The organism is Bradyrhizobium sp. DOA1 (assembly GCF_001593325.1).
Classification (GTDB): Bacteria; Pseudomonadota; Alphaproteobacteria; order Rhizobiales; family Xanthobacteraceae; genus Bradyrhizobium.
The window spans coordinates 2,285,027-2,307,922 of the sequence record NZ_JXJM01000001.1 but is presented as its reverse complement, the minus strand read 5'-3'; the positions used below and the strand labels follow the sequence as shown (position 1 = coordinate 2,307,922).

The 22,896-nt window shown below is 65.1% G+C and carries 25 protein-coding genes, 2 tRNA genes and 2 pseudogenes; 15 read left to right on the top strand and 14 right to left on the bottom strand.

All coding sequences use genetic code 11. The features are described 5' to 3' along the window. The first annotated feature begins 99 nt into the window (after positions 1-99). Positions 100-474 (top strand): YciI family protein, encoded by a 375-nt coding sequence (locus SE91_RS10840; protein ID WP_061847604.1) that lies wholly within the window; start codon positions 100-102, stop codon positions 472-474. On the opposite strand, the gene SE91_RS10835 is transcribed toward SE91_RS10840, so the two are convergent. Beyond that, positions 441-1,034, bottom strand: a complete 594-nt coding sequence (locus SE91_RS10835) for a TMEM175 family protein (protein ID WP_008549627.1) — start codon at positions 1,032-1,034, stop codon at positions 441-443. The genes SE91_RS10840 and SE91_RS10835 overlap by 34 nt on opposite strands. A 131-nt stretch (positions 1,035-1,165) precedes the next feature. Here SE91_RS10835 and SE91_RS10830 point away from each other — a divergent pair, with 131 nt between their 5' ends. From SE91_RS10830 to SE91_RS10820, 3 genes are all read left to right on the top strand, one after another. Further along, a complete protein-coding gene (locus SE91_RS10830) occupies positions 1,166-3,223 on the top strand; it encodes an ATP-dependent helicase (protein WP_061847603.1) in 2,058 nt (685 codons plus the stop codon). Positions 3,224-3,279: 56 nt separating this feature from the next. Further along, positions 3,280-4,260, top strand: coding sequence for an NADPH:quinone oxidoreductase family protein (locus tag SE91_RS10825; RefSeq protein WP_061847602.1), 981 nt, complete (start codon positions 3,280-3,282; stop codon positions 4,258-4,260). A 95-nt stretch (positions 4,261-4,355) separates the two neighbouring features. Next, positions 4,356-5,387: an LLM class flavin-dependent oxidoreductase gene (locus SE91_RS10820; protein WP_060736400.1), complete on the top strand. Its 1,032-nt coding sequence runs from the start codon at positions 4,356-4,358 to the stop codon at positions 5,385-5,387. 14 nt (positions 5,388-5,401) lie between these two features. Here the strand turns inward: SE91_RS10820 and rlmB are convergent. Next, positions 5,402-6,245: pseudogene (gene rlmB / locus SE91_RS10815) on the bottom strand (23S rRNA (guanosine(2251)-2'-O)-methyltransferase RlmB). A gap of 207 nt (positions 6,246-6,452) precedes the next feature. On the opposite strand from rlmB, the gene SE91_RS10810 reads away from it, so the two are divergent. Beyond that, positions 6,453-6,538 (top strand) — tRNA-Tyr (locus SE91_RS10810). A 251-nt stretch (positions 6,539-6,789) separates the two neighbouring features. Here SE91_RS10810 and SE91_RS10805 read toward each other — a convergent pair. After that, a complete protein-coding gene (locus SE91_RS10805; protein ID WP_061847601.1) occupies positions 6,790-7,293 on the bottom strand; it encodes a hypothetical protein in 504 nt (167 codons plus the stop codon). A gap of 43 nt (positions 7,294-7,336) precedes the next feature. Further along, a complete protein-coding gene (locus SE91_RS10800; RefSeq protein WP_061847600.1) occupies positions 7,337-7,819 on the bottom strand; it encodes a hypothetical protein in 483 nt (160 codons plus the stop codon). Positions 7,820-8,105: 286 nt separating this feature from the next. Between SE91_RS10800 and SE91_RS10795 the strand changes: the two genes are divergently transcribed. Continuing rightward, positions 8,106-8,585, top strand: a complete 480-nt coding sequence (locus tag SE91_RS10795) for a hypothetical protein (protein WP_061847599.1) — start codon at positions 8,106-8,108, stop codon at positions 8,583-8,585. Positions 8,586-8,754: 169 nt separating this feature from the next. Further along, positions 8,755-8,829: transfer RNA gene (locus SE91_RS10790), tRNA-Thr, on the top strand. Positions 8,830-8,878: 49 nt separating this feature from the next. Here the strand turns inward: SE91_RS10790 and SE91_RS10785 are convergent. Continuing rightward, positions 8,879-9,574 (bottom strand): annotated as a pseudogene (locus tag SE91_RS10785) (class I SAM-dependent methyltransferase). Positions 9,575-10,040: 466 nt separating this feature from the next. Here SE91_RS10785 and SE91_RS10780 point away from each other — a divergent pair. Further along, positions 10,041-10,232, top strand: a complete 192-nt coding sequence (locus tag SE91_RS10780; protein WP_245318426.1) for a hypothetical protein — start codon at positions 10,041-10,043, stop codon at positions 10,230-10,232. Positions 10,233-10,235: 3 nt separating this feature from the next. Here the strand turns inward: SE91_RS10780 and SE91_RS37005 are convergent, their stop codons facing one another. Further along, entirely contained in the window at positions 10,236-10,400 is a 165-nt protein-coding gene (locus tag SE91_RS37005) for a hypothetical protein (protein ID WP_008549730.1), read from the bottom strand. Between the two features lie 101 nt (positions 10,401-10,501). Between SE91_RS37005 and SE91_RS10775 the strand changes: the two genes are divergently transcribed. Next, positions 10,502-10,885 carry a hypothetical protein gene (locus tag SE91_RS10775; RefSeq protein WP_061851083.1) on the top strand — a complete coding sequence of 128 codons (384 nt, stop codon included), beginning with the start codon at positions 10,502-10,504 and terminating at the stop codon, positions 10,883-10,885. Positions 10,886-10,911: 26 nt separating this feature from the next. Here SE91_RS10775 and SE91_RS36155 read toward each other — a convergent pair whose 3' ends face one another. Further along, positions 10,912-11,118, bottom strand: coding sequence for a hypothetical protein (locus SE91_RS36155; RefSeq protein ID WP_156489569.1), 207 nt, complete (start codon positions 11,116-11,118; stop codon positions 10,912-10,914). Positions 11,119-11,194: 76 nt separating this feature from the next. Here SE91_RS36155 and SE91_RS10770 point away from each other — a divergent pair, with 76 nt between their 5' ends. After that, entirely contained in the window at positions 11,195-11,449 is a 255-nt protein-coding gene (locus SE91_RS10770) for a hypothetical protein (RefSeq protein ID WP_061847597.1), read from the top strand. 25 nt (positions 11,450-11,474) lie between these two features. Here SE91_RS10770 and SE91_RS10765 read toward each other — a convergent pair whose 3' ends face one another. From SE91_RS10765 to SE91_RS10750, 4 genes are all read right to left on the bottom strand, one after another. Further along, a complete protein-coding gene (locus SE91_RS10765; protein ID WP_061847596.1) occupies positions 11,475-11,717 on the bottom strand; it encodes a DUF6719 family protein in 243 nt (80 codons plus the stop codon). Positions 11,718-11,968: 251 nt separating this feature from the next. After that, positions 11,969-12,676: an outer membrane protein gene (locus SE91_RS10760; protein WP_061847595.1), complete on the bottom strand. Its 708-nt coding sequence runs from the start codon at positions 12,674-12,676 to the stop codon at positions 11,969-11,971. A gap of 285 nt (positions 12,677-12,961) precedes the next feature. Then, on the bottom strand, positions 12,962-13,384 hold the full coding sequence (locus tag SE91_RS10755; RefSeq protein ID WP_193409734.1) for a hypothetical protein: 423 nt from the start codon (positions 13,382-13,384) through the stop codon (positions 12,962-12,964). Between the two features lie 183 nt (positions 13,385-13,567). Continuing rightward, complete coding sequence (locus SE91_RS10750; protein ID WP_061847594.1) at positions 13,568-13,951, bottom strand: His-rich protein BRANT; 384 nt, start codon at positions 13,949-13,951, stop codon at positions 13,568-13,570. A gap of 254 nt (positions 13,952-14,205) precedes the next feature. Between SE91_RS10750 and SE91_RS10745 the strand changes: the two genes are divergently transcribed. Next, positions 14,206-14,748, top strand: a complete 543-nt coding sequence (locus tag SE91_RS10745; RefSeq protein WP_061847593.1) for a tetratricopeptide repeat protein — start codon at positions 14,206-14,208, stop codon at positions 14,746-14,748. A 102-nt stretch (positions 14,749-14,850) separates the two neighbouring features. Continuing rightward, complete coding sequence (locus tag SE91_RS10740) at positions 14,851-16,239, top strand: serine hydrolase domain-containing protein (protein WP_061847592.1); 1,389 nt, start codon at positions 14,851-14,853, stop codon at positions 16,237-16,239. On the opposite strand, the gene SE91_RS10735 is transcribed toward SE91_RS10740, so the two are convergent. Beyond that, the gene (locus SE91_RS10735; RefSeq protein WP_061847591.1) at positions 16,226-17,779 is read right to left on the bottom strand and encodes a S10 family peptidase; all 1,554 of its coding nucleotides are present in this window, start codon (positions 17,777-17,779) and stop codon (positions 16,226-16,228) included. The two genes, SE91_RS10740 and SE91_RS10735, sit on opposite strands and share 14 nt — an antisense overlap. Before the next feature lie 229 nt (positions 17,780-18,008). On the opposite strand from SE91_RS10735, the gene SE91_RS10730 reads away from it, so the two are divergent. The 3 genes from SE91_RS10730 (at position 18,009) to SE91_RS10720 (ending at position 20,038) form a co-directional block, all read left to right on the top strand. Next, positions 18,009-18,788 carry an NAD kinase gene (locus SE91_RS10730; RefSeq protein ID WP_008549758.1) on the top strand — a complete coding sequence of 260 codons (780 nt, stop codon included), beginning with the start codon at positions 18,009-18,011 and terminating at the stop codon, positions 18,786-18,788. 97 nt (positions 18,789-18,885) lie between these two features. Then, positions 18,886-19,431, top strand: coding sequence for a response regulator (locus tag SE91_RS10725; protein ID WP_008549760.1), 546 nt, complete (start codon positions 18,886-18,888; stop codon positions 19,429-19,431). 28 nt (positions 19,432-19,459) lie between these two features. Further along, the gene (locus tag SE91_RS10720) at positions 19,460-20,038 is read left to right on the top strand and encodes an Hpt domain-containing protein (RefSeq protein ID WP_061847590.1); all 579 of its coding nucleotides are present in this window, start codon (positions 19,460-19,462) and stop codon (positions 20,036-20,038) included. 236 nt (positions 20,039-20,274) lie between these two features. Here the strand turns inward: SE91_RS10720 and SE91_RS10715 are convergent, their stop codons facing one another. After that, positions 20,275-21,450, bottom strand: coding sequence for a DUF2336 domain-containing protein (locus SE91_RS10715; protein WP_060736413.1), 1,176 nt, complete (start codon positions 21,448-21,450; stop codon positions 20,275-20,277). 197 nt (positions 21,451-21,647) lie between these two features. Beyond that, positions 21,648-22,667, bottom strand: coding sequence for a transglycosylase SLT domain-containing protein (locus SE91_RS10710; protein ID WP_245318424.1), 1,020 nt, complete (start codon positions 22,665-22,667; stop codon positions 21,648-21,650). Between the last annotated feature and the right edge of the window lie 229 nt (positions 22,668-22,896).

The following is a 22,896-nucleotide window of genomic DNA, read 5'->3' as shown; positions in this document are numbered from 1 at the left end:
TTTCGTCGCTTGCCGGCGGCGCAATATTTTGGTCGGGATTGTCGGCACGAGCGGCCGTGCTACGTCCTTGGGATCTGTCCAGAAAAAGAAGAGGTGACGATGCTCTACGCCATCCTGGCCTATCACGTGGAAGACGAGGTCTTGTCCTGGACGCCGGAGCAAGATGCCGCGGTCGTCGCCAAAGTCATCGAGGTTCAGGCGCCCCTGAGGGCCAGCGGACAGTTCGGACCTGCCGCCCGCCTGGATGAGACCCGAAAGGCCCGTACCCTGCGCGGCCCCGGTGCGGGCATAGTGCTGGACGGTCCGTTTGCCGAGACCAAGGAGCAGCTTCTGGGCTTCCATCTGATGGAATGCAGCACCGAGGAGGAGGCGATCGCGGCGGCGCGGAAGCTGCGTGCGGTCAATCCGACGGCGGTCTACGAAATCCGCCCGGTCAAGCTTTACGTGCCGGCCGATGGGTTCGGCGCGACGTAGAAGCGTTGGATCAGGAGCCCACCGAAGGCGATGAACCACACGAAGGGCGCGATCTGCGGGGCGAATGCCGCAACGATCGTGCCCGGGATGAACACCAACAGCGGAAACATCGAGGCCATGATCTCGCGGCCCCAGCCGCGCAGGATCGTCCACCACAGCCAGGCATTGAGACCGGCGATCGCGGTCAGGTGCAGGCCATAGAGCACCGAGACCGCGCTGCTCATGGCGAAATTGGTGTAGAGGCCGTTGGTCACCGGCAGCAGCACGATCGAGAGCAGGAAGAACAGGTTGAGGACCACCATGCCGCGGCTGCCGACGGGCTGGCGCGCCAGCCGGCGGTGATGGCTGATCCAGAACACCCCGGCGATGATGAAGCTGAGCGCAAAACCGGCAAGCTTTCCGGAATAGACTCGGGCGAGATCGTGCCAGTCGGGCGCGGCGCTGAAGACCGCGGCCTTGGGCAGGTCGTAGGCCAGAAGCGTCATGGCGACACCAAAAATGGTGTTGCTGAGCGACTCCAGCCGCCGCATCTCGAACAGGTCGGGCTTGAGCTCGGTCATATCGGGGCGCGCACTCTTCGGGCTGGAACTTTCGGGCCGTCCCTCCCCCTAAATCCTAACCTCGGTTTCGTCCAGCTGCATTGCGATTCGCGACGGGATCGCCGACTCTCAGCCTTTCACCGGGGCGATTCGTGGCGACATATCTGGACACGCTCAATGCGGAGCAGCGCCGCGCCGTCGAGCATGGCGTGGCCGGAGGAGGAACCGTGGGCGCCCCCCTGCTCGTCATTGCCGGCGCCGGCTCCGGCAAGACCAACACCCTCGCCCACCGCGTCGCCCATCTGATCGTGGCAGGCGCCGATCCGCGTCGCATCCTGCTGATGACGTTCTCCCGCCGCGCCGCGGCCGAGATGGCCGGCCGGGTCGAGCGTATCGCGCGAAAGGTGCTCGGTGAGAACAACGCCGCGATCATGCGCGATGCGCTGACCTGGGCTGGCACCTTCCACGGCATCGGCGCGCGGCTCCTGCGGGAATATGCCGAGCGGATCGGCGTCGATCCCGCCTTCACCATTCATGACCGCGAGGATTCCGCCGACTTGATGAATCTGGTCCGGCACGAGCGCGGCCTGTCGAAGACCGAGAGCCGTTTTCCGGCCAAGGGCACGTGCCTGTCGATCTACTCGCGCTGTGTCAACGCCGAGATGGAGATCGAGAAGGTGTTAGGGGTGCACTATCCCTGGTGTGCAGGGTGGGCCGCCGAGCTGAAGGGCCTGTTCGCGGCCTATGTCGAGGCCAAGCAGGCTCAGCACGTGCTCGACTACGACGATTTGCTGCTCTACTGGTCGCAGATGATGAGCGACGCGCTGATCGCCGAAGAGATCGGCGGCCGCTTCGACCACGTGCTGGTCGACGAATACCAGGACACCAACCGCCTGCAATCCTCGATCCTGCTCGCGCTCAAGCCCGATGGCCGCGGCCTCACCGTGGTCGGCGACGACGCCCAGTCGATCTATTCGTTCCGCGCTGCCACTGTGCGCAACATCCTGGATTTTCCGCAGAGTTTCTCGCCGCGCGCCGAGATGATCACGCTCGACCGCAATTACCGCTCGACGCAAGCCGTACTTGCCGCCGCCAACGGCGTCATCGGCCTGGCCCGCGAGCGCTTCACGAAAAATCTCTGGACCGATCGCACCTCTGGGCGGAAGCCGCAGCTCGTCACTGTGCACGGCGAGGCCGACCAGGCCCACTACATCGTCGAGGAGGTGCTGGCGAACCGCGAGCAAGGTGCGCTCTTGAAGCACCAGGCGGTGCTGTTCCGGACGTCCTCGCATTCCGGTTCGCTGGAGATCGAGCTGACCCGGCGCAACATCCCCTTCGTGAAGTTCGGCGGGCTGAAATTCCTCGACGCAGCTCACGTCAAGGACGTGCTGGCGCTGCTGCGGTTCGCCGAAAACCCGCGCGACCGTGTCGCCGGATTCCGCATCCTGCATCTCTTGCCCGGCATCGGCCCCGCGACCGCGCAGCGCGTGCTCGATCAGATGGCCGAGAGCACCGATCCGCTTGCCGCGCTCGGCCAGCTTCCGGTGCCGGCGCGTAGCGGCGCGGATTGGACCGACTTCGTCCGCACGACCCAAAATCTGCGCTACTCGGAATGGCCGGCCGATCTCGAGCGCGTACGTCTGTGGTACGAGCCGCATCTCGATCGCATCCACGAGGATTCCGAAACGCGCCGCGCCGATCTGATGCAGCTCGAGCAGATCGCCAGCGGCTATGCCTCGCGCGAGAAATTCCTGACCGAGCTCACGCTCGATCCGCCGGATGCGACCAGCGACAAATCCGGTCCGCCCTTGCGCGACGAGGACTACCTGATCTTGTCCACCATCCATTCGGCCAAGGGCCAGGAGTGGAAGTCGGTGTTCGTGCTCAACGTCGTCGACGGCTGCATGCCGTCCGATCTCGGCGCCGGCACCAGCGCCGAGCTCGAGGAGGAGCGCCGCCTGCTCTATGTCGCGATGACACGCGCCAAGGACGATCTCCACCTCGTCGTCCCGCAGCGCTTCTTCGTCCACGGCCAGGCCGCCAAGGGCGACCGCCACGTCTACGCCTCGCGCACCCGCTTCATTCCGGAGCAGCTGGTCTACCTGTTCGAGCGCGCCGCCTGGCCGAAGGCCGCGGCGGCCGGGGCACGTGCTGCGGCGCAGGGCCCGAAGATCGACATCGGCGCGAAGATGCGCGGGATGTGGCGGTAGACACAAGAGGCCGTCGTCGCGACCTGTCAGGATGACCGGAACAGCAGAGGTCCGACATGAAAGCCGTCGTCGTCGAGCAATATGCTCCCATCGATCAGATTGAATTGAAGGACGTTCCGTCTCCGCGCGCGGGGCCCGGGCAGTTGCGCATCAGGATCGAGGCTGCCGGCATCGGCTTCGTCGACGGTTTGAAGATCGAGGGCCGCTACCAGACCAAGGACCCCCTGCCCTTCATTCCCGGGACGGAGTTCGCGGGGGTGGTGACGGACGCGCCCGGCGCACCGGGCGGCTACCAGCCCGGCATGCGCGTGATGGGGATGACGCGGTCGGGCGCGCTTGCTGAAGAGATTGTCGTCAAGCCTGAGGCACTGCATCCGCTGCCGGACGGCGTCGCGCCCGAGGTCGCAGCGTCGTTTCGCGCCAACTATCTGACCGCGCTCTACGCGCTGAGCGGGCGCGCCTCGCTGGTCGCAGGCGAGCAGCTTCTGGTGCTGGGCGCCGCCGGCGGCACCGGCATCGCAGCCGTCCAGATCGGCAAGCTGCTCGGCGCCCGCGTGATCGCGGCGGCATCGACGCCGGAGAAGCGCGAGTTCGCGCAGGCGCATGGCGCCGACGCAGTCATCGACTATACGCAGGCCGGCTGGCGCGACATGCTCAAGGAGCTGACGGGCGGGCATGGCGCCGACGTGATCTTCGACCCCGTCGGCGGCGAGATCTCGGTGCAGGCGTTTCGATCGATCGCCTGGCGCGGACGCCACCTCGTGGTCGGCTTTGCTGGAGGCTCCATTCCCGCACTGCCGTTCAATCTGCCGCTGCTGAAGGGCGGCGCCTTGCTCGGCGTCGACCTCGCGCAGATTGGCGTGCGCGAGCCCGAGTTGCAGAAGCGCCTGATGTCGGAGCTGACGGGCTGGCTCGCCGATGGCCAGCTGAAGCCCGTGGTCGGCCAAATCTTCGCGTTGGAAGATTTTCGCGAAGCGTTCAAGGCGATGCAGACGCGCGCTGCGCTCGGCAAGATGGTGGTGCGGATCGCGCGGTAGCATTCACAAACGGAAACCGAGCATTTCCGAAAGCCGCCTTGTTGGGTGGCCGCAATCCCTTAAGTCTGTCCGATCATCCCACAGAGACCTGATCGATGACCGCACCGCTCGAATTCGGACTGGATACCTTTGGCGACGTCACCAAGGACGCTTCCGGCGCCCTGCTTCCCCATGCGCAGGTGATCCGCAACGTCGTCGACGAAGCCGTGCTCGCCGACGAGCTCGGCCTCGACTTCATCGGGCTCGGCGAGCATCACCGCGGCGATTTCGCGATCTCCTCGCCCGAGACCGTGCTCGCAGCCATCGCGGCGCGTACCAAGCGCATCCAGCTCGGCTCGGCCGTGACGGTGCTGAGCTCGGACGATCCGATCCGCGTCTTCCAGCGCTTTGCGACGCTCGATGCGCTCTCGAACGGGCGCGCCGAGGTCATCCTCGGCCGCGGCTCGTTCACCGAGTCCTTTCCACTGTTCGGCTTCGACCTGCGCAAATACGAGGAGCTGTTCGAGGAGAAGCTCGACCTGTTCGCGGCCCTGCTGCCGCAGCAGCCGGTGAGCTGGGAAGGCAAGCTGCGTCCGCCCCTGCGCGATCAGCTGGTCTATCCGCCGGTGGAGAACGGCAGGCTGAAGACCTGGATCGGCGTCGGCGGCAGCCCGCAATCAGTTGTCCGCGCCGCGCATTACGACCTGCCGCTGATGCTCGCCATCATCGGCGGCGATCCCGCGCGCTTCGCACCCTTTGTCGAGCTCTATTACCGCGCGTTCAAGGAATTCGGCCGCACCGCGCAGCCGATCGGCGTGCATTCGCCCGGCTATGTCGCCGAGACCGACGAACAGGCGCGCGAAGAGCTGTGGCCCGACTACAAGGCCATGCGCGACCGCATCGGCAAGGAGCGCGGCTGGCCGCCGATGGGCCGCGACGAGTTCGTGAGCGAGGCCGAGCGCGGCTCGCTCTATGTCGGCTCGCCGGAGACCGTTGCGCGCAAGATCGTCAAGACGGCAAAGGCGCTTGGCATCTCGCGCTTCCAGCTGAAGTACTCGGCTGGCCCCTTGCCGCACGAGAAGCTGATGCGCAGCATCGAGCTTTATGGGCGCAAGGTGGTGCCAATGGTGCGGGAGATGCTGGGGTAAAGCCAGCCTTCGGTCTACGACGCCGCGCCGGGCTTCATCAGCCCGAGCCGGCTCGCGCCGACATAGAGCGACAGCACGGCGGCGTTGGACACGTTGAGGCTCTTGATCTCGCCGGGCATGTCGAGCCGCGCCACGACGCTGCAGGTCTCGCGGGTCAATTGCCGGAGGCCCTTGCCTTCGGCGCCGAGCACCAGCGCCAGCGGCTCACGCAACGCGACGTTGCTGAGGTCCTCGCTGCCCTCGCTGTCGAGCCCCACGGTCTGGAAGCCGCGCTCGTTCAGCGCGGTGAGCGCGCGGGCGAGGTTTTGGACGGTGATCATGGGCACAAGCTCGAGCGCCCCGGAGGCGGCTTTCGCGAGCACGCCGGTGGCTTCCGGGCTGTGGCGCGCGGTGGTGACGATCGCCTTCACCGCGAACGCCGCGGCCGAGCGCAGGATCGCACCGACATTGTGCGGATCGGTGATCTGGTCGAGCACCAGCACCATGCCTTCCTGCTTCAAGGTCTCGATGTCGGGCGACGGCAGGGCATCGGCCTCCGCCAGCAGGCCCCTGGTGCACGGCGTCGGGCGACAGCAGACGGTCGATCTCCTGGGGCCGAACGATCTCGGGCGCGATGCGGGTTGCGATGTTTTCTTCCGCAAGCCGCCTCGCCGCGTTCTCAGTCAGCGTCAGCTTGCGGATCCGCCGCTGCGGGTTGGCAAGCGCCATCGTGACGGTGTGCCAGCCATAGAGAATGACGGGCCCATCGGGTTGCGAATCGCGCTCGCGCCAGGCCGCGCGGCCCGCCGATTTCCCGGGCCTGTTGAAGGGCTTAGCCCCGCCGCGAGGCCCCTTGGGGCCGAATTTTCGATCCTTCATGCGCTCGCTTGTGTCATGGGCGCCGGAATATGGCAATTTGGGTGCCTTCGGGGGCGATTTTAGCTGTTCGCCTCGGTTGACTTTGCCCCACTGCTTCGCCCATAAACGCGCCCGGTCGCGCCCCGATCCGGGTTGCCGCGGCCTTCACGTTCCATGGCCGTCTTCGGTCCGCCGGCAAGGTCCGGCCCGATTGTGCTGCCGTCGAGCGGGGGAGTGTCCCGAGTGGCAAAGGGAGCTGACTGTAAATCAGCCGCCTCATGGCTTCGCAGGTTCGAGTCCTGCCTCCCCCACCACGCTTCACCCTTCGGGCTACGCGTGGCGCAGCCACGTGATAGCCGAAAGGTGAAGCGTGGTGTCCGGCGAAGCCCGTAGGGCGAAGACGGACTGAGACAAGCAAACCTCTCACAACATCATTGCGCGAAGTGAGCGAAGGCTGCCACGCGGTAGGCGTAGGCGGGCTGTCGCCATTATGATCGAATCCAGAAAACAAAACGCCCGTCCGCATCGCGCGAACGGGCGTCTCGTCGGCTGAACCGATCAGCGATCAGTAATAGCGGCGCAGCACGCGGTGGCCGCCGTAATAGTGCGGCGCGTGGCGATGGGCGTAGCCGTATCTCGCAGCATGGCCGTAATGGACGCGCGGCAGATAGCCGTAGCGCGGGCCGTAGCCGTAGCGATAGGGACGGAAATACGGGCGATGATACGGAGCGACGGCGGCACGATAACCGTAGCCGCGAGCGCGATAGCCGTAGCCGTAATTGGCGGGCGCGACGACCGCGTCTTCACGGTAGGTCGGATAAGGGGCGAAGGCGCCCGGGCCGGTATAGGTCGGCCCCTGGTTGACGTAGTAGTACTGTGTGGTCGGCTCAGCGAGACGCGCAAAGGCGCCATAACCATATCCATATCCATAGCCGCCGCAGCCGTTGTTGCAGCCGGAATAGACCGGCGCGACCGGCGCGCACGTAGTGAAGCCGCAGGCCGCGGCGGGCGCGGTGGCGGCGAACATCACGGCAGCCGCCGCGACCAGTCCCGAAATCATTTGACGCATAACTCTCTCCTGTTGATTTCCGTTTTTTGGATTTTCACGTTTCTCAACCCGGCGGCCTGCCGGGTATCTCTGTGCGCGGCCGCGGTCGCGGCGGTCGCGGACGCTCGTTGAACTCGGGCGCGTAGATCACAGCCGGCGGATCGACCGGCGGGTCCATCTGCGCCGGCAACGGCGCGGACGACGCGCCCCAGCTCTGGTGATAGCTCTCGGCAGGCTTGGGCAGTTTGCGGTTCGCGGGCGGCTCGACCTCGAGCCGGCCGTAGCCGGGCCGCAGGCCCAGCGTCGGATAATAATGGCTGACGTCGTCGGGCTGCCGCTCGGCGATATAGCGCCCGCCATAGATCGTCGGCTGCACCTGCTGGTTCTTGCCCAGGCCCCAGGTGCCTTCGACCACGGCGTAGGAAGCGTCGATGTTGTTGATGATGATCGGCACGCCCGGACGGCCGGGAACGACGATCTCGAAGCCGCCGGCAAGCGCCGTCGCGGGCAGTCCGATCAGGAAGGCGGCGAGCGCCACAACGCGCATGAGGAAAACCCCGGTGATCCGGCGGCAACCTATCCGATCGCAGCGCAGAGAGGGTTAAGGCCTGCTCGCCAATTTCCGGTAAGCCTAATGTGCAAGGATTGCGCGCTGCTCAAATGCTGCCAAGCGAACTAGCGAAGCGTTAACGGCAGCCGACTTGTCGTCGGAACCACCCCGCATGCTCACATCCGTTTGACCTTGGAAGGGCGAAAAAATGGCCGGTTTCACCGGAACGTCCGGCGTCGTCAGCGTTTAAGCCCCGGTCAATTCAAGACGGGAGCCAACAACCATGAACATCAAACTTCTCGGGGCTACTGCGATTGCGGCAACCATGTTGGCAGGCTCTGCCATGGCGCAGGCGGTGGTCACCAACCCCGGCCGCTGCTCGGCGCAATTCCCCAACGCCAACTGCCAGAACCTCGGACCGGGGAATCCCTACACCGACAGCAATTACCGCAACCGCCGTGCGGCCTATCGCCAGGCCAATAGCGGCGACTGGAATAACGACTGGAACAGGAGCCGCACGGGCTTCTGGCCGACCGATGTCGCGACCGGTGTAGCCGGCGCCGCAATCGGCACCGCCGGCGCGATCGCAACCGCTCCGTTCCGCGGCTTGGACAACAGCTACGCCTACGACCGATCGTGGGACGACCGCGGCTGGGACAATCGTGGTTGGGACAGACGCAGCTATGCCGAGCGCAACGGGTTCGTCTGCACGCCCGGCACCTGGTTCAAGGGCGCAGACGGCCGCCGACACATCTGCCAGTAAGCGGCCCATTATCGAGCGCGATACATCAGGCGGCCCGCAAGGCCGCCTGATTCATGTCTTGCGAGGGCAACTTCGCGGTTCTGGCACTTTCCAATCAAGTCTGGTATTGCGGCGCGCACGGGCAGAAAGCTCCGGCGCAAGCCGAGCCCTGTCCTGCATCCCAGGCGTCGCCGGCTTAGCTCAGCGGTAGAGCAGCGGTTTTGTAAACCGAAGGTCGGGGGTTCAATCCCCTCAGCCGGCACCAGCTTTACGCGCGAGTTCGCGTCTTCAGCGCATCGCTATTTCGAGCGCAATCATCTCGCATCCGGCAATTGATCCAGCTGCCACAGCCCCAAGCTCTTGTCGCGCCAGCCGCCGCCACCCTCCTCGCAACGCTCGTTGATCAGCGCGAGCGGCGCCGGCCAGTCGAATGGCGCCTTCGCCATGTTCAGCGCACGCCAATCGCCGTCCTCGCAATCCCGATTGTCCTGCCATTCGGGAAAGGTGGTGACCAGCAGGAAGCGCGCGCCGCTCATCCGGAATTGCGCAGGCGCGCGAGCGATGTTGGCAAAGCTCAGATGCACCAGACAGTCCCGGCAGAGAATGACGCCGGCACGCGGCAGCGCATCGCGCGTGATGTCGGCCACGAGAAACCGGCCGGACAGTTGGTCGCGAGACGCGCGCTAGTTGTTCGCTTCGATCAGCGACGGCACGATGTCGATGCCGGTGTAATCGACATCGAGCTTCATGCGGCCGATCCAGCCGGCATCACCGCAGGGCGCATCGAGCAGCGAGCGCGCGCCGAGTCGTTGTAGCAGCGGTGGAAGCGCTTCCCGGATCGCGGCGGTCGCCGGATCTTCCGAACCGAGGCCGGAGACCGACGTCGAAGCACCCCAAAGATTGGTCCGCTCGATCCGCTCAAAACGGGCGGCGAGATCGAGGCCCGCGAAATTCTCGCGGTCGGCGAGGAAACGCTCGTGGGCGAGCACGGGAGGACGATGGGTGATCATCTGGCAAAGCTCACAGCAAGATTCCGTCGCGCTTGCACTGTACAGACGCCGGCGTCTCCGAGCTCGCCGGCATCGACCTCAGGCCGGCTTCTGCCACTCCATGATGTGGAAATACGGGACCCTGAGGTAGCATGAGCATAAGATGCGCTCCACCACGGGCAAAGAGAAAGCCAGGATCGTCGCCGGTGCGGCTACGGCCATCGTGATGACGGCCATGCTGTTCACAATCGCAATGGGATTTCTGCTGGCGCTGTAGGTCGCATAGGAGTGCGGACATACGCCCGCGCAAATGCATCCAGCGCACACGGCCCCGCCAAAGCCTTCCGATATGATCGTTCAGCCAGTCGCGGATCATTCCTCACTTCGGGGCGGTCTCGGAGGCGGGCTGTTCCGATCGGGCCGGATCGGAACCAAGGCGTGCGCCGTTCGTTTCCGACCCATGCGGATCCGGGAAGAAAACCGAAACATGTTTCTGCTGGCAACGGTGACGCTGTGCTGTGGCGCCGTGGCCGGCACGGTTGCCCTGTTCGAACCGGCGGCAGCACCCGGTCCGGCACAGCAGGTTGCCCAGCGCATGGCGATCGACGCCACCGCCCAGACGCCGGTTCGGGTCGTCGGCGCGCCGTTCGAGCCCAACGTCAATCCGCGGCAGCGATAGCGCTTACGTCGGCGAGGTCTCCGTACCCTTCTCGGGCCGGCCATGGACACGCGCCAATCCCTCAGCGAACGCGATCACCTCCGCACGCTTGTCGGGCGGCAGCGACAGGAACGCGCGGATGAGCCTCAGGCCCTCCGCTTCGTCCACCCGTTCGTCTTCGGCATCCATCCGATCACTGTCGGCCGATCGGGAAAAATATGCAATGCCTTGCGGACAAATCTTGATTCCATGCAGCCGGTTTGCTGGAATGGGCGCGCCTGAGGTGGATCATGAAGTGGATTAGAGAACGCGACGCGCTGATCGCGCAAACCATGGCCTTCGTCCAATCGGTAACCGGCAAGACGGATCACGTCCTTCAGCCGGGCGCGCCGCCGGATTCACCTAGGGCAAGCGACGAGCTCGTCGCCGTCGAGGCCGTCACCCTCAAGACGGTCACGGTCGAGATCGAGCCGCCGCAGCCCTCTCCGCAGCCTCAAGCCCCGCCAGCGCGAGCCATCGGCGATTTCCGCAGCGAGATGCAGGCCCGGATCGCCAATTTCCGCAAACATCAGGAGCGATTCGAGCGCGAGCGGGAGGAATATTGCGCGGCCACCCTGACCAAACTGCGTGCCGCGATCCACAACCCCTCTGCCCGTCCGCCGGCCGAAGATTGAGGCAGGCTCCGGCCAGGGCCAGGGGCTTACAGCCAGGACCAAACCAGCCACAAATTGGCCGCGCAGGCGCCAAACAGCGCCAGCGTCAGGGGCAGGAGCATGTGCCCGCAGGAGGTTTCCAGGTCGCTCGTCATGGCCAAAAACATCCGCTGATTCCGGCCGGCGAGTCCCAGGGATTCTTTTTTCCAGGATTCAGGACTCGTTAAGGACTCAAGGGCGGGGCGATTGATCACGGCCCCGTGATCGGGCCGCAGGCCGGAACTCCTTCCCCCGCGAACTCGTTAAACCGCTTTCCTGGAGCGGGAAGACATGCCCTACGCCCTGTTCTGCAACGACGCCCAGATCAGCAAGGCCTATCCAAGCGAATCCGACGTCTGGAAGCTCGCGCAGCGGAGCGGTCTCGTCGTGGACGTGATCGCGGACGGTGAGCGGACAGGACCGCGCCGGGTGCTCGACAATGACTACCAGATTGCACCGTGCCAAGCGGCGCAGGGCGAGGACCCCGCCCAGAACAAGGCTGAGGCCGACCAGCAATCGCGGATGGAGCTCGAGCTGAATTCCTGATTTCCGGCACGAAACCGGAAGGCGCTCAGGGCGTGGCGGCCACGAGCGAGGCCTGCTCCCCCGGCATCGGCACGCAGGCCTTGCGGCGATGCAGCCCGCGGATCGCCCCGGTGACCTTCATCACCTTGCCCGAGGGACAGGAGTCGTCCTTGACGAAGGCCACCTCATAGGGCGCCAGCATCAGCGGCTCGGATTTGAGGATTGTCTGTGCAGAGCACGGCAAGCAGAGGGAGCACGAAAATACCACTGCCGACACCAAGATACGCATGTCCGTCGTCCCACCAGCCCGGTAATTCTCATATAACGCGTTCCGGAGCGCGAGTTCCGTAAATCGCAAAAATTATTTTTACTTTACCCCGGCCCCCATGACGCGCGTGAGAAGGCGCGCCAGCATCGTTTGCAAGCAAATGACGCGCCAGATGGTTCACGCAAAGCAAACACGCGCCGGGTCACAAGCGTCCGGCAAACGAAAGGCCGGCGGGAAGCCGGCCTTTGTCAGATCGTGGAGGTTGGCGTCGGTCAGTAGCGCGAGGCCGCCGGACCGCCCCATCCGAAGCGGTAGTTCACGCCAACCTTGGCGGTATGCTCGTCCTCCCGGCCGCGGACACCGACGATGTCCGCGGGACCCGAGGTGAAGGTCGTGCTGCCAAAATTGTAATACTGGTACTCGGCCTTGGCCGACCAGTTCGGCGCGAACATGTATTCGAGGCCGGCGCCGACGGTGTAGCCGTCCTTGCTATTGCCGGTGGTGGTGAAGGCCTGAGGCACGCCTGCGATGTTCACGCCCAGGCCATTATTGCGCCAAGCATAACCACCCTTGGCATAGAGCAGCGTCGGTCCCCAAGTGTAGCCGATGCGGCCAGTCACGGAGCCGAGTTGGTCGGTGTTGGACGTCACCTGCGTGCCCAGCGGGAAGGTGACACCGTTGTTGTTGGTCGGCAACCAGGAATACTGAGCCTCGATACCCACCACCCAGTTGGGTGCGAACTGGTAATCGAAGCCACCTTGCACGCCGCCGAGGAAGCGGGCGTCGCTCGACTGGAAGCTGCTGTCGCCGGCGAAAGCGCCGCCGACATGGCCGCCGATGTAGAAACCGGTCCAATTGTAAATCACCTGCGGCGGCGTATAGGCCGGCGCCTTGGTGTAAGGGCGCGGCTGCATGTCGGCGGCTGCGACCGGTCCGGCCAGCGCCAGCAGAGCGACTGCGCCCAGCAAAATCTTTCTCATAGTCATCCCCGTTCTTTCATAAACGACACTCAGGAAACAACGTGGCCTGAATTGGGTTGCTTCGCGGCGATGCCGGAACGTTGATCGTTCGTTACTGTGACGGGGCGGCAACAACGCGATTTTGTTCCGTCCTGCCGCCTGCCCCGACTATTTTTTCGTCAGCGCGAGGCCTGCCGTAACGATTTGTCGCAAGGCCAAATCACCCAGTTCAAAGCTCGCCAAAATGTGATCCAGCGGCTCCGGCGCGGTCTGTCGTAGCACGAGGGAATGAAGCCGGGCTTTGCGCTACCGCGTCATCTTTTCCAGTTCCGGAAAGGCTGCGTAAACCGCGCCGGCACAGAGCTCATTGGTGCGATCGACCACCCGATCGGCCCGCCCGTTGACGAAGATCACCGCCCGCTCGCGCATGCCCTTGTAGCTGCCGTCGGTCTCGCGCGGGGTGAAGTGCAGACAGCTCACGTAGAACTGGCGCCCGCCAACCTCGCGCTGCACCGGCTCGGCCATGCTGGCCTCGCGCACGCCGACCGGGTTGTTGAGATAGGTCCGCATCAGGGCGAGCGTGTCGCTGCGGAAATTATCGGGAAACGGCTGCGGCCCTCCGGCTTGACCCCCACCCCACAGCGACGGCCGGTCAGTGTCGCTGCCGAAACAGGCCGCGAGCGCCAACGGCAACGCCAATATCACCGCACATCTCGCCAGTCGCCCCACAGGCCCCGCTCTCCGCTCGATCAGACTCGAAGACGTTCTTAGCTCCAAGCCTGCGCGAAGGGAATTCGCCTCCAGCGACGCAACAGCGCACCGGCCCGCCGCCAGACGTGGCGAGCGGACCGGGCCTGAATTCCACACGCGGCGGCAGGGCAATGCCAGGGATGCCGCCGCGCGGGATCAGTCTCAGTTGCGCTTGTCGGTCGTTGCCGGCTTGGTCACGTCCGGCTGCGCCTTCTGCGACTGCTTTTCGGAGACCTGCTTGTCCTCATGGCGATGCTTGCCTGCGGCCTTGTGCTCGTCGGGCTTCGCGGCGGCGTTGGCGTTCATCGCATTCGACTTGCTGTCGACCTTGGCATCGGCCTTGACGTCGGAGCCCTTGATGTCAGAGCCCTTGGCGTCGGCCTTGATGCCGGCCTCGGGCTTGACCGCAGTGGTCGCCGCCTTGGTCTGGCTCTGGTCCGCCTTGATCGCCGGTGCGGTCGTGGTGGTCTTGCCAGTCTCAGCCGCGAAGGCCGGGGCTGCGATCACGGAGGCTGCGAGCAAGGCTGCGGAAATGGTCTTCAACATGGTAGGTCTCCTCTCTTGGAAGGATCTCGAAGCGGCGCCCTCTTGCCTACCCCTTCGATCGTGGGTGGGAGCCTAGGGGCCGCGCACTGAACCCGTTCTGAAGGCCATTGCAGGCTTCCGTTCATCTCGATGACAAGTTTGTCATCCGCCACGGGGCGAATAGATCGTGCGAAGCGGGAATGTTTTGGCCCCATGGGTGTTCCGGTCTTCGGGCAATCGTGTAGGATCGCCACGTTCCATACGGGAGAACATCAATGCGCAGACTCTCAATGCTTCTGGTGCCGGGACTGGTCTCGATGGCGCTGGCGGCTGGGCCGATGCTGACCAGCGCCTATGCCGCCGGCAGCGACGAACCCTCGCCGCCACCGAAGTCGGACAGCTCGACCAAGAAGGGGAAGAAGAAGAGCTCGTCCATCAGCGATCCCAAATTCCTGGCGGCCTATCGCACCGCCTACACCGCGATCTATGACCGCCACGACTACACGGGCGCGATCGACCAGCTGAAATCGCTCAAGCGCGACGACGTCGCCGATGTCGCCAATTTGATTGGCTACTCCTATCGCAAGCTCGGCGACTACCAGTCGTCGAAGGCCTATTACGAGCTGGCGCTGAAGGACGATCCGAACCACGTCCGCACCTGGCAGTATTACGGCCTCTGGCAGCTCGAGCAGGGCAACCGCGAACAGGCGCAATATCACCTGAACAAGATCGCCTCGCTCGCCGGCACCGGCAGCTCCGAGTACCGCTCGCTCGCCGCTGCGCTCGACAAGCCGACCGGCGCGACGCTCGTCTACTGACGATCGCCTCGTTGCGTTCGAACGAGCGGGCACAACCTTTGGGTTGTGCCCGCTCCGCTTTCTCGGCTAGCTTCGCGCACCTTCCCCGCAAATTGGTGCGCAATGGACAAGTGGCTGCGATCCGCGATCGACTACATCGGCTCATGGATCGAATACCAACAGAGGACGTTGCAGCAGCCGGGTGTCATTGTCGCCTTCGCCCATCGCGGTGAGGTCGTCGCCGAGCATGCGTTCGGCCTCGCCGATCTCGACACGGGCGAGAAGCTCACCCCGCGTCATCGTTTCCGCATCGCCTCGCACTCGAAGAGCTTCACCTCCGCCGGCATCATGAAGCTGCGCGAGCAACGCAAGCTCCGGCTCGACGACCCCATCGGTCAATATGTCGGCGGCCTCAATCCGCGCGTCGCCGAGACGACGATCGCGCAGGTGCTCTCGCACAGCGCGGGATTGACGCGCGACGGCGCCGATTCCGGCCAGTTCATCGACAATCGTCCGTATCTGAACGCGGAGGAGTTGCTCGCCGAATTGAAGCTGCCGACCGCGATCGAGCCCGGCACGCGCTTCAAATATTCCAATCACGGCTTTGCCCTGATCGGCCTCGTGATCGAAGCCGTGACCAAGGAGCCCTACCCGGTCTGGATCAAGCGCGAGATCATCGAGCCGACCGGCTTGCGTGAGACCGAGCCCAATGCACCGCTTGCCAAAGGCACGCCGTTCGCGCGCGGCCATACCCGAAAGCTGCCGTTCGGCGAGCGATGCGTGATCCCCGGCGACAATCCCGCGCAGACCATGGCATCTGCTGCGGGCTTCGTTGCGACCGCCGGCGATACCGCCCGCTTCTTCGCGCAGCTTGCGCCCAATGCGAAGAAGAGCGTGCTCATGGCCGCGAGCCGCCGCGAGATGACGCGCCACCATTGGCGCATCCCGCAGAGCTTCGAGGGCTATTACGGCCTCGGCGTCAATGCCGGCAAGACCGACGGCTGGGACTGGTTCGGCCATAGCGGCGGATTCCAGGGCTATATTTCCCGGACCTGCGCCATACCTTCTTGCGAGCTTGCGATCAGCATCCTCAGCAACTCCATCGACGGCGCGGCACCGTTCTGGATGGACGGCGCGATGCAGATCCTGCGCGTCTTCAACACCCGCGGCGCGCCGGACCGGCGCACGCGCGACTGGACCGGCCGCTGGTGGACGATCTGGGGGGCCAGCGATCTCGTGCCTGCGGGCAACCGCGTGCTCGTCGCCAACCCGCAATTCAACAACCCCTTCATGGATGCCGCCGAGATCGAGGTCACCGGCCGCGACACCGGCAAGCTCGCCTGGGCTGCCGGCTATTCCAGCCACGGCGAGCCCGTCCGCCGCGTGCGCGACAAGCGCGGCAAGGTCGGTAGCATCTGGATCGCAGGTGCCAATGTGAAGCCGGAGCGTGTCGTGTCGCGCGAGATCGCGCGCCGGTACCCGCCGCGCAAGCGGCGGCCTATTCCCGAATGAGAGTTTCTACCTCGTTCCGCAGCACCTGCCGTGAGCCGTCGCGCGAATAGAACATGTGGCCGCCGGGATAGACCACGAATTTCACGCGCTGGGTCGCAAAGGCCGGCAACTGATCGAGCACCCGCTTGGATCCGAAATAGGGCGTGGCGAGATCGAACAGGCCGTGCGTGACCAGCACGTTCAGCTTCGCATCGGTGGCGAGGATCTGGCGCAGCTCCGACACCGATTGCGGCGGGTTGATGCCGCGGCCGAAATCCCAATGGCCTTCCACGGAGCCGTTCAGCACTTCATAGGAGCCGTCCGGCCGCCAGTTGAGCTTGCGCGTGAGCACATCGACCGCCGCGCTCGTCAGCGGCGCCTGGAGCGCATCGCCGGAAGGATCGCCGAAGCGTGAGCTGCTGGAATCCGGATAGGGATCGAAGCCGCGCACGGAACCATCGTAACGTCCCGTCACCTTGCCGTTCTTGCGATCGAATTCGCGGCGGAATTCGCCGACGTCGAAACGGCCGGCGAGCCGGCGGCTCACGGCCTGGTCGATCCCGGTGAGCTCGGCGACCTTGTCGGCGAGGCGATTGGTCGCCTCCTTGTCCGCCTCGCCCTTGACGAGGTCGGCCAGGAATTCACCGCGCGCGTAAGCCTCGACATCGGCGAGATCGGCGCGCTTGACCGGACCCTTGGCCTCGCGCGCCACCGCGACATAGCTCGGCAGCGTCGCGACATATTGCAGGAGGCTCGTGCCGGTGAACTCGCGGAAGTCGAACAGCGGCGAGACCAGGATCAGCCCCCTGACGCCCACACCGTGCTGGAGCTGCAACTGGCGTACGACCTTCGGTCCGCGAATGCCGCCATAGCTCTCGCCCGCGACGTATTTGGGCGAGACCAGCCGATCGTGCTTCTCGAGCCAACGCCGGATCACGAGCGCGATCGCATTGGCGTCGCCGTCGACGGAATAGAACGACTTGCGCGCGTCCTCGCCGCTGGCAACGAACCGGCTGTAGCCGGTGCTGACCGGATCGATGAAGACGAGGTCGGTGAAGTCGAGCCAGGTCTCGGCGTTCGGCTTCACCTCGGGCGAGGCCGATGGCGACAACGAGTCGCCATCGAACGGCAGCCGCCAGGGTCCCGCGGCGCCGAACTGGAGCCAGGCCGAGGACGCGCCCGGCCCGCCGTTGAACAGGAACGTAACCGGGCGCGTGGCGCGGTCGGCCCCATCGAGCGCGTAGGATGTGTAAGCGATGTCGGCGAGCGGCTCGCCCTTGCCGTCGAACACGCGGATCGAGCCCGCAGTGGCGGCGAAATTGAGGGTGCGGCCGGGCAGATCGAGCGTCTGCTTCGTGGTGGAATCCGGCGGCAGACGATGCAGCTCGGCGGTCGAGGATGAACTTTGCGCTGCGCTGCCGCGTCCGCCTTTCTGTCCGGTCGGCGCCGTCGTCTCGGCGCGCGGCTGCGGATCGTCCGCGTGCGCAAATCCTGAGAACATCAAGGCCGACACCGCCAGCACCAGGGTCGCGCGGCAGAGCATCGGCAGATTGGTGGCCATGATCGTTCTCCCTGCCGGCTGGGAGAGCCGGTGAGGACGGGAAGATAGCGCGGAATTGCGACGGTTTGGGGGATCGAGCCCGATCAGGCTCGAAACGCCCTGGATTTCTCCCGGGATCCGGCGGTCGCCATTTGCCTTGAACGGTGGTCGTCCTCGACAATGGCAGCCCACCTCGTATAGACGAGCGCGGCGGAACTTACTCGAGCCAGCGGCACCTGCCTGGGAAGCCATGACCAAGTCCTCGCGATACGACAAGATTGCCTTCGTCGCCAGCCCGAGCAGCGAGGCCCAGGCCGCTTTCGGCCAGCTCACCGGGCAATATGGCAATTGCGATCCTGACGAGGCCGACGTCGTGGTCGCGCTCGGCGGCGACGGGCTGATGCTCCAGACGCTGCACCACCACATGCGTACCGGAAAGCCGATCTACGGCATGCACCGCGGCACGGTCGGCTTCCTGATGAACGAGTACTCGACGCACGATCTGCGCCAACGGCTCGAGACCGCGCATGAATCCGAGATCAATCCGCTCCTGATGCGCGCGACCGACGTCAACGACCGCGTTCACCTGCACCACGCCATCAACGAGGTCTACCTGTTCCGCCAGACGTCCCAGGCGGCCCGCCTGCGGATCCTGATCGACGAGCGCGAGCGCATGCCCGAGCTGATCGCCGACGGCATCATCGTGGCGACGCCCGCAGGCTCGACGGCCTACAACCTCTCTGCCCAAGGCCCGATCCTGCCGATCAACGCCGCCCTGCTGGCATTGACACCGATCAGCGCCTTCCGGCCGCGGCGCTGGCGCGGCGCCCTGCTGCCCAATACCGCCTATGTCGTGATCGAGGTGCTGGAAGACGACAAGCGTCCCGTCGCCGCGGTCGCCGACCACGAGGAAGTGCGCAGGGTTCGGCGGGTCGAGGTGCTCTCGGACAAGAGCATTTCGATGCGGATGTTGTTCGACCCCGGCCACAGCCTGGAAGAGCGGATCCTGCGCGAGCAGTTCGGCTACTGAGCCCGCCGGCCAACCCCTCCCAAAGCCCGTTCGCAACCCTTCGTTAACCCCCGGCACGATATGGTTAACGAAGGTTGACCGCTTTGGCCCGGGCGTCATGTTTCGTATCGACTTCAACAAGCTGCGCTTTCTCGTCTGCGACGACAATCCGCACATGCGCCGCATCCTGCGGACGCTGCTGCATTCGTTCGGCGCACGCGAGGTTTACGAGGCCGAGGACGGTGCCACCGCGCTGGAAATGTACAGCCATTACGTGCCCGATATCGTCATCACCGACTGGGCGATGCCCATCTTCGACGGGCTCGAGCTCGCACAGATGATCCGGCAGCCGGAATCGAAGGGCAATCCCTACGCACCGATCATCATGCTGACCGGCCATTCCGAGAAGCGCCGCGTGACGGTGGCGCGCGATGCCGGCGTCACCGAATTCCTGGCCAAGCCGATCTCGGCCAAGGGGCTCTATCAGCGCATCCTCAACGTGGTCGCTAATCCCCGCCCCTTCATCAAGACCAAGACCTATTTCGGCCCGGACCGGCGCCGCAACACCAACTCCGCCTATATGGGCCCGGAGCGCCGCGTCGGCGAAAAGCACGAGGTGCTGCAACAGCCCTCGCTGCTCGACAAGGCCCGCTCCTCCATCTAGCGCAACGTCTTCAGACGAGGCAGGCATCATGGCGAAGAACAACGCAAAGGACATCGAGGTCAAGGCCTTCGCCACGCATCACGTCATCACGCAGCCCAATCCGCTGCGCAAGGTTCTGCGCCGGGTCGAGGAAAAGGACATGGACGATCCGGTCGCCCGCGCCGAGCAGGCGCTGGCGGGCCTGTCCGGCGAGTTCAAGGACTGGATGACGATCGAGGTTCAGAGACTATCGGCTGCCTGGGCTGCCGTGCAGCAGGATGGCTTCGGCAAGACGCTGCGCGACGAGCTGTTTCACGCCGCGCACGACATCAAGGGCGATGCGGCGACGTTCGGCTTCCCGTCGGCAGCGGGAATCGCCGAGAGCCTTTGCCGCGTCATCGAGCATGCGCCTGACCTTTCGAAGGTGCCGGCCGAGCTGTTCACGCACCACATCAACGCGATCCTCGCCATCGTGCACGAGAACACCAGGCTCGACAGTATCAGCGTCTCCGCCGAGCTCAGCCGGCGCCTGCGCAAGGTCGCGGACGAATATCTCGCCCACGTCAACCGCGACCGCCCCGAGCATCTCGAGGTGATCCTGGCGCCGAGCATCGCCCCAGCGGAATAGCAAGGCTCTCTCCTCTCGTCATTGCGAGCTCAGCGAAGCAATCCAGACTTTTCCCGCGGCGGGATTTCTGGATTGCTTCGCTGCGCTCGCAATGACGGAGTTGGGATTCCCGCTCTATCGCCACGAACCGAATTCGTAGGGTGGGCAAAGCGGAAGCGTGCCCACCAATCAACATGAACTGCACGGAAGATCGTGGGCACGGCGCTTCGCGCCTTTGCCCACCCTACGGCGTCTCGTCACGCCGCGATCAGATCGTCATAAACCGGATCGATCGCATCATCGGCAACCAGCTCGTCGCAGAACAGCCGCGCCTCTTCGCGCGCGGATTCGGTGGCGAAGCGACGGAGCAGGACCATCAGCGGCTCGGTGGCGCCGCGATCGGTCTCGCAATGGGTCAGCACGCGCTCGACCATGCGCCGGCGCAGCCGCGCCGCGCCATCGTCGCTGTCGACGAAGCCCTGCTCGTGGCAGGCATCCAGCGCAACCTGGAATGCGGCGAACGTCGCCTCGGGCAACCCGGCGCGGCGAAGCAACGCGTGCAGGCTATTGCCGCCGCGGTCATGCAGCAGCGCCGAGACGCGCGCCAGCGGCACATCGGCGAGCTCGGCCAGCGCCGCATCGAACAGGTCGAGATTGCTCGACAGCAACGCGCGCAGAATGAGACCAGCGGTCAGCTGGCCGGTGACGCGCAGATGATGCACCAGCCCCTGCATGTCCTCGCCGCGCGAGCGCGCCGCGATGTTCATGGTTGAACGGTCGCGCGCCTCGACCGTGATACGCTCGGCGCGGTCGGCGCTCAGCCAGTTGCGGGCGACGACGAACTGGGCCAGCGTCTCCGACAGCTTGGCCACCAGCGCCGCACGCGTTGCGGCCGGCAGCTCGTCCAGCATCAGCATCGCCTCGCGGATCGCGGCGAGATGGCCGTGACGCTCGACGATGCGATTCCAGGAGAACGGGGCGAGCTCGGCGTGGGGGTTTTCGATGAGCTCCAGCGCCGCAGCCGCACAGCCGACCTCGGCGATGGCGGCGCAGACCGACACGGGCAGCGCGATGCGACGAGCGACCGCGCATTGCACCTCGTCATTGCCGGTCGCGACGATGTCGACGAGATCGGCGTCGATCAGGAGCGGAGAATGTTCGAGCACGGGGAGCGCGACGGTCGGCTGGTCCGCCGACAGCGCCCGTACGATCGCCGGCGGCGCATCCATGCTACGCGCAAACGCCTCGGCCATCGCCTGCCGCACTAGGGGCGAGGGATCGTCGAGCAGCATCAGAAGCGCGCCTTCGGCGGCAAGGCGATCGTCGTGAGAAAGGTCTGAGATCAGCCAGGCCCGGGCCAATGCCCGCGTCGCCTCGGCCCGCTCACCGGCGGATGCCGTCCTGATCCAATTGATGAACTGCCGAACAATCATGCTGCTTCCGGCTTACACAACGAACGGAAAAATGGTGACGGCTCGTCACCTGCAACACAAAATAAACCACGACGCTTAACAAAGCGTTCACCATAACAGGCTGGTTTCATTGACGTTTTGTTAAGGGAACAAAGCCCGCCACGTGTGTACGCGATGCAGCGCGTCCGGGCCACGAGAGCGGTTGTTCGCTGAGAATATCAGCTCGAGAATGTGCCGCTGCGATCGCTGAAGAGATCGAGCGGTTGCGGCGGGCGGACATCCGGCGTCGCGGAGGCGACTGATGTCAGTGAGGCGTTGTTGCCCCATAATTTCTGCACGGTGGTCGAGACCGGCTGGGTGGCGTCGCCGGGCTGGTAGATCGAGCGAAATACCGGTGCGATCGGCGCATTGTCGGCGAGGCTCGTCGGCGCCGTCGCGCTGACGGGCGTTGCCGCGCGCGTATTCGGGAAGGTCTGGAGATAGGCGGCGTTGTCGATCACCGGCGCGGTCGGCTGCACGCCGCTGGCGCTCGCGACCTGCGTGGTCGAGGGCGTATCGCCATACATCGCCATCGCGCTGCGCGTCGATTTCGCGTTTGCTGCGCTGGCGTAGCGCGCATCCAGTACCGAATAGACTTCCGAGACGCTGCGGGCGCTACCGTCCCTGGCGTAGAAGATCGAACGGTTGGCGGCGGCCGCGTTGGGAAACAGCCGCGCACCGACGGCCTGCGGATTGTCCTCGGCATTGACGATCAGTTTCGCGGCGCCGCCAACGCCCATGAAATGGGCCATGTAGAGCTCGCTGTCGCTCGGCCTGCGCCCGAGCAGGCCGGTGAGCTTGAAGCTGTTGGACTGCGTCAGCGCCGCGGCCATGCTCGATGCCGCCTCGGGATCATCGCGCAACTTCATGATCGAGCGCTTCTTCACGGGATCATCGACGGTGTAGGTGCCCGACGAGGTCCTGGTGATGGCGTCGGCGTAGTTGCCGTAGCCGAGTTGGGGACCTGCCTCCTTCACGGTGCCGAGCCAGGTCTGGTCGATGAACTGATAGAGTCCCTGCGCGGACGAGGTGGTGGCGGAGGCCGTCGGATTGAAGTCCGATTCCATCTTGGCCGTGGTCAGCATGTACTGGAAGCTGACGCCGGAAACGTTCGAGGCCTGCTTGATGGCACCGGCGACGCGCGCGCGCGTCGGATCGAGGCCCGCCGTCCGCGTCGCACTGAAATTGTCGACCGACATGATGAGGTGCCCGCCCCGCGCGGCATTGAGCGGCGCCGGCAATTCGGCACCCTGTCGTCTACCGTGGGACAGGTATGGTTAATGCGGGGTTAATACGGGTGTTCGGCCCCTCCCCCGAGTCATTCCGGGGCGCACCGTAGGTGCGAGCCCGGAATCCATTCCACCGCGCGTGATGCCGCACGATTGATTCTCAGGTGCGCAATTGCGCACCGTAGCTCGCGCTGCGCGC

What these genes read in the sequence shown, in the direction of transcription:
- SE91_RS10840 (WP_061847604.1), top strand. Translation starts at nt 100, where the DNA reads ATGCTCTACGCCATCCTGGCCTATCACGTGGAAGACGAGGTCTTGTCC.
- SE91_RS10835 (WP_008549627.1), bottom strand. Translation starts at nt 1,034, where the DNA reads ATGACCGAGCTCAAGCCCGACCTGTTCGAGATGCGGCGGCTGGAGTCG.
- SE91_RS10825 (WP_061847602.1), top strand. Translation starts at nt 3,280, where the DNA reads ATGAAAGCCGTCGTCGTCGAGCAATATGCTCCCATCGATCAGATTGAA.
- SE91_RS10820 (WP_060736400.1), top strand. Translation starts at nt 4,356, where the DNA reads ATGACCGCACCGCTCGAATTCGGACTGGATACCTTTGGCGACGTCACC.
- SE91_RS10805 (WP_061847601.1), bottom strand. Translation starts at nt 7,293, where the DNA reads ATGCGTCAAATGATTTCGGGACTGGTCGCGGCGGCTGCCGTGATGTTC.
- SE91_RS10800 (WP_061847600.1), bottom strand. Translation starts at nt 7,819, where the DNA reads ATGCGCGTTGTGGCGCTCGCCGCCTTCCTGATCGGACTGCCCGCGACG.
- SE91_RS10795 (WP_061847599.1), top strand. Translation starts at nt 8,106, where the DNA reads ATGAACATCAAACTTCTCGGGGCTACTGCGATTGCGGCAACCATGTTG.
- SE91_RS10780 (WP_245318426.1), top strand. Translation starts at nt 10,041, where the DNA reads ATGTTTCTGCTGGCAACGGTGACGCTGTGCTGTGGCGCCGTGGCCGGC.
- SE91_RS37005 (WP_008549730.1), bottom strand. Translation starts at nt 10,400, where the DNA reads ATGGATGCCGAAGACGAACGGGTGGACGAAGCGGAGGGCCTGAGGCTC.
- SE91_RS10775 (WP_061851083.1), top strand. Translation starts at nt 10,502, where the DNA reads ATGAAGTGGATTAGAGAACGCGACGCGCTGATCGCGCAAACCATGGCC.
- SE91_RS10770 (WP_061847597.1), top strand. Translation starts at nt 11,195, where the DNA reads ATGCCCTACGCCCTGTTCTGCAACGACGCCCAGATCAGCAAGGCCTAT.
- SE91_RS10765 (WP_061847596.1), bottom strand. Translation starts at nt 11,717, where the DNA reads ATGCGTATCTTGGTGTCGGCAGTGGTATTTTCGTGCTCCCTCTGCTTG.
- SE91_RS10760 (WP_061847595.1), bottom strand. Translation starts at nt 12,676, where the DNA reads ATGAGAAAGATTTTGCTGGGCGCAGTCGCTCTGCTGGCGCTGGCCGGA.
- SE91_RS10750 (WP_061847594.1), bottom strand. Translation starts at nt 13,951, where the DNA reads ATGTTGAAGACCATTTCCGCAGCCTTGCTCGCAGCCTCCGTGATCGCA.
- SE91_RS10745 (WP_061847593.1), top strand. Translation starts at nt 14,206, where the DNA reads ATGCGCAGACTCTCAATGCTTCTGGTGCCGGGACTGGTCTCGATGGCG.
- SE91_RS10740 (WP_061847592.1), top strand. Translation starts at nt 14,851, where the DNA reads ATGGACAAGTGGCTGCGATCCGCGATCGACTACATCGGCTCATGGATC.
- SE91_RS10735 (WP_061847591.1), bottom strand. Translation starts at nt 17,779, where the DNA reads ATGGCCACCAATCTGCCGATGCTCTGCCGCGCGACCCTGGTGCTGGCG.
- SE91_RS10730 (WP_008549758.1), top strand. Translation starts at nt 18,009, where the DNA reads ATGACCAAGTCCTCGCGATACGACAAGATTGCCTTCGTCGCCAGCCCG.
- SE91_RS10725 (WP_008549760.1), top strand. Translation starts at nt 18,886, where the DNA reads ATGTTTCGTATCGACTTCAACAAGCTGCGCTTTCTCGTCTGCGACGAC.
- SE91_RS10720 (WP_061847590.1), top strand. Translation starts at nt 19,460, where the DNA reads ATGGCGAAGAACAACGCAAAGGACATCGAGGTCAAGGCCTTCGCCACG.
- SE91_RS10715 (WP_060736413.1), bottom strand. Translation starts at nt 21,450, where the DNA reads ATGATTGTTCGGCAGTTCATCAATTGGATCAGGACGGCATCCGCCGGT.
- SE91_RS10710 (WP_245318424.1), bottom strand. Translation starts at nt 22,667, where the DNA reads ATGTCGGTCGACAATTTCAGTGCGACGCGGACGGCGGGCCTCGATCCG.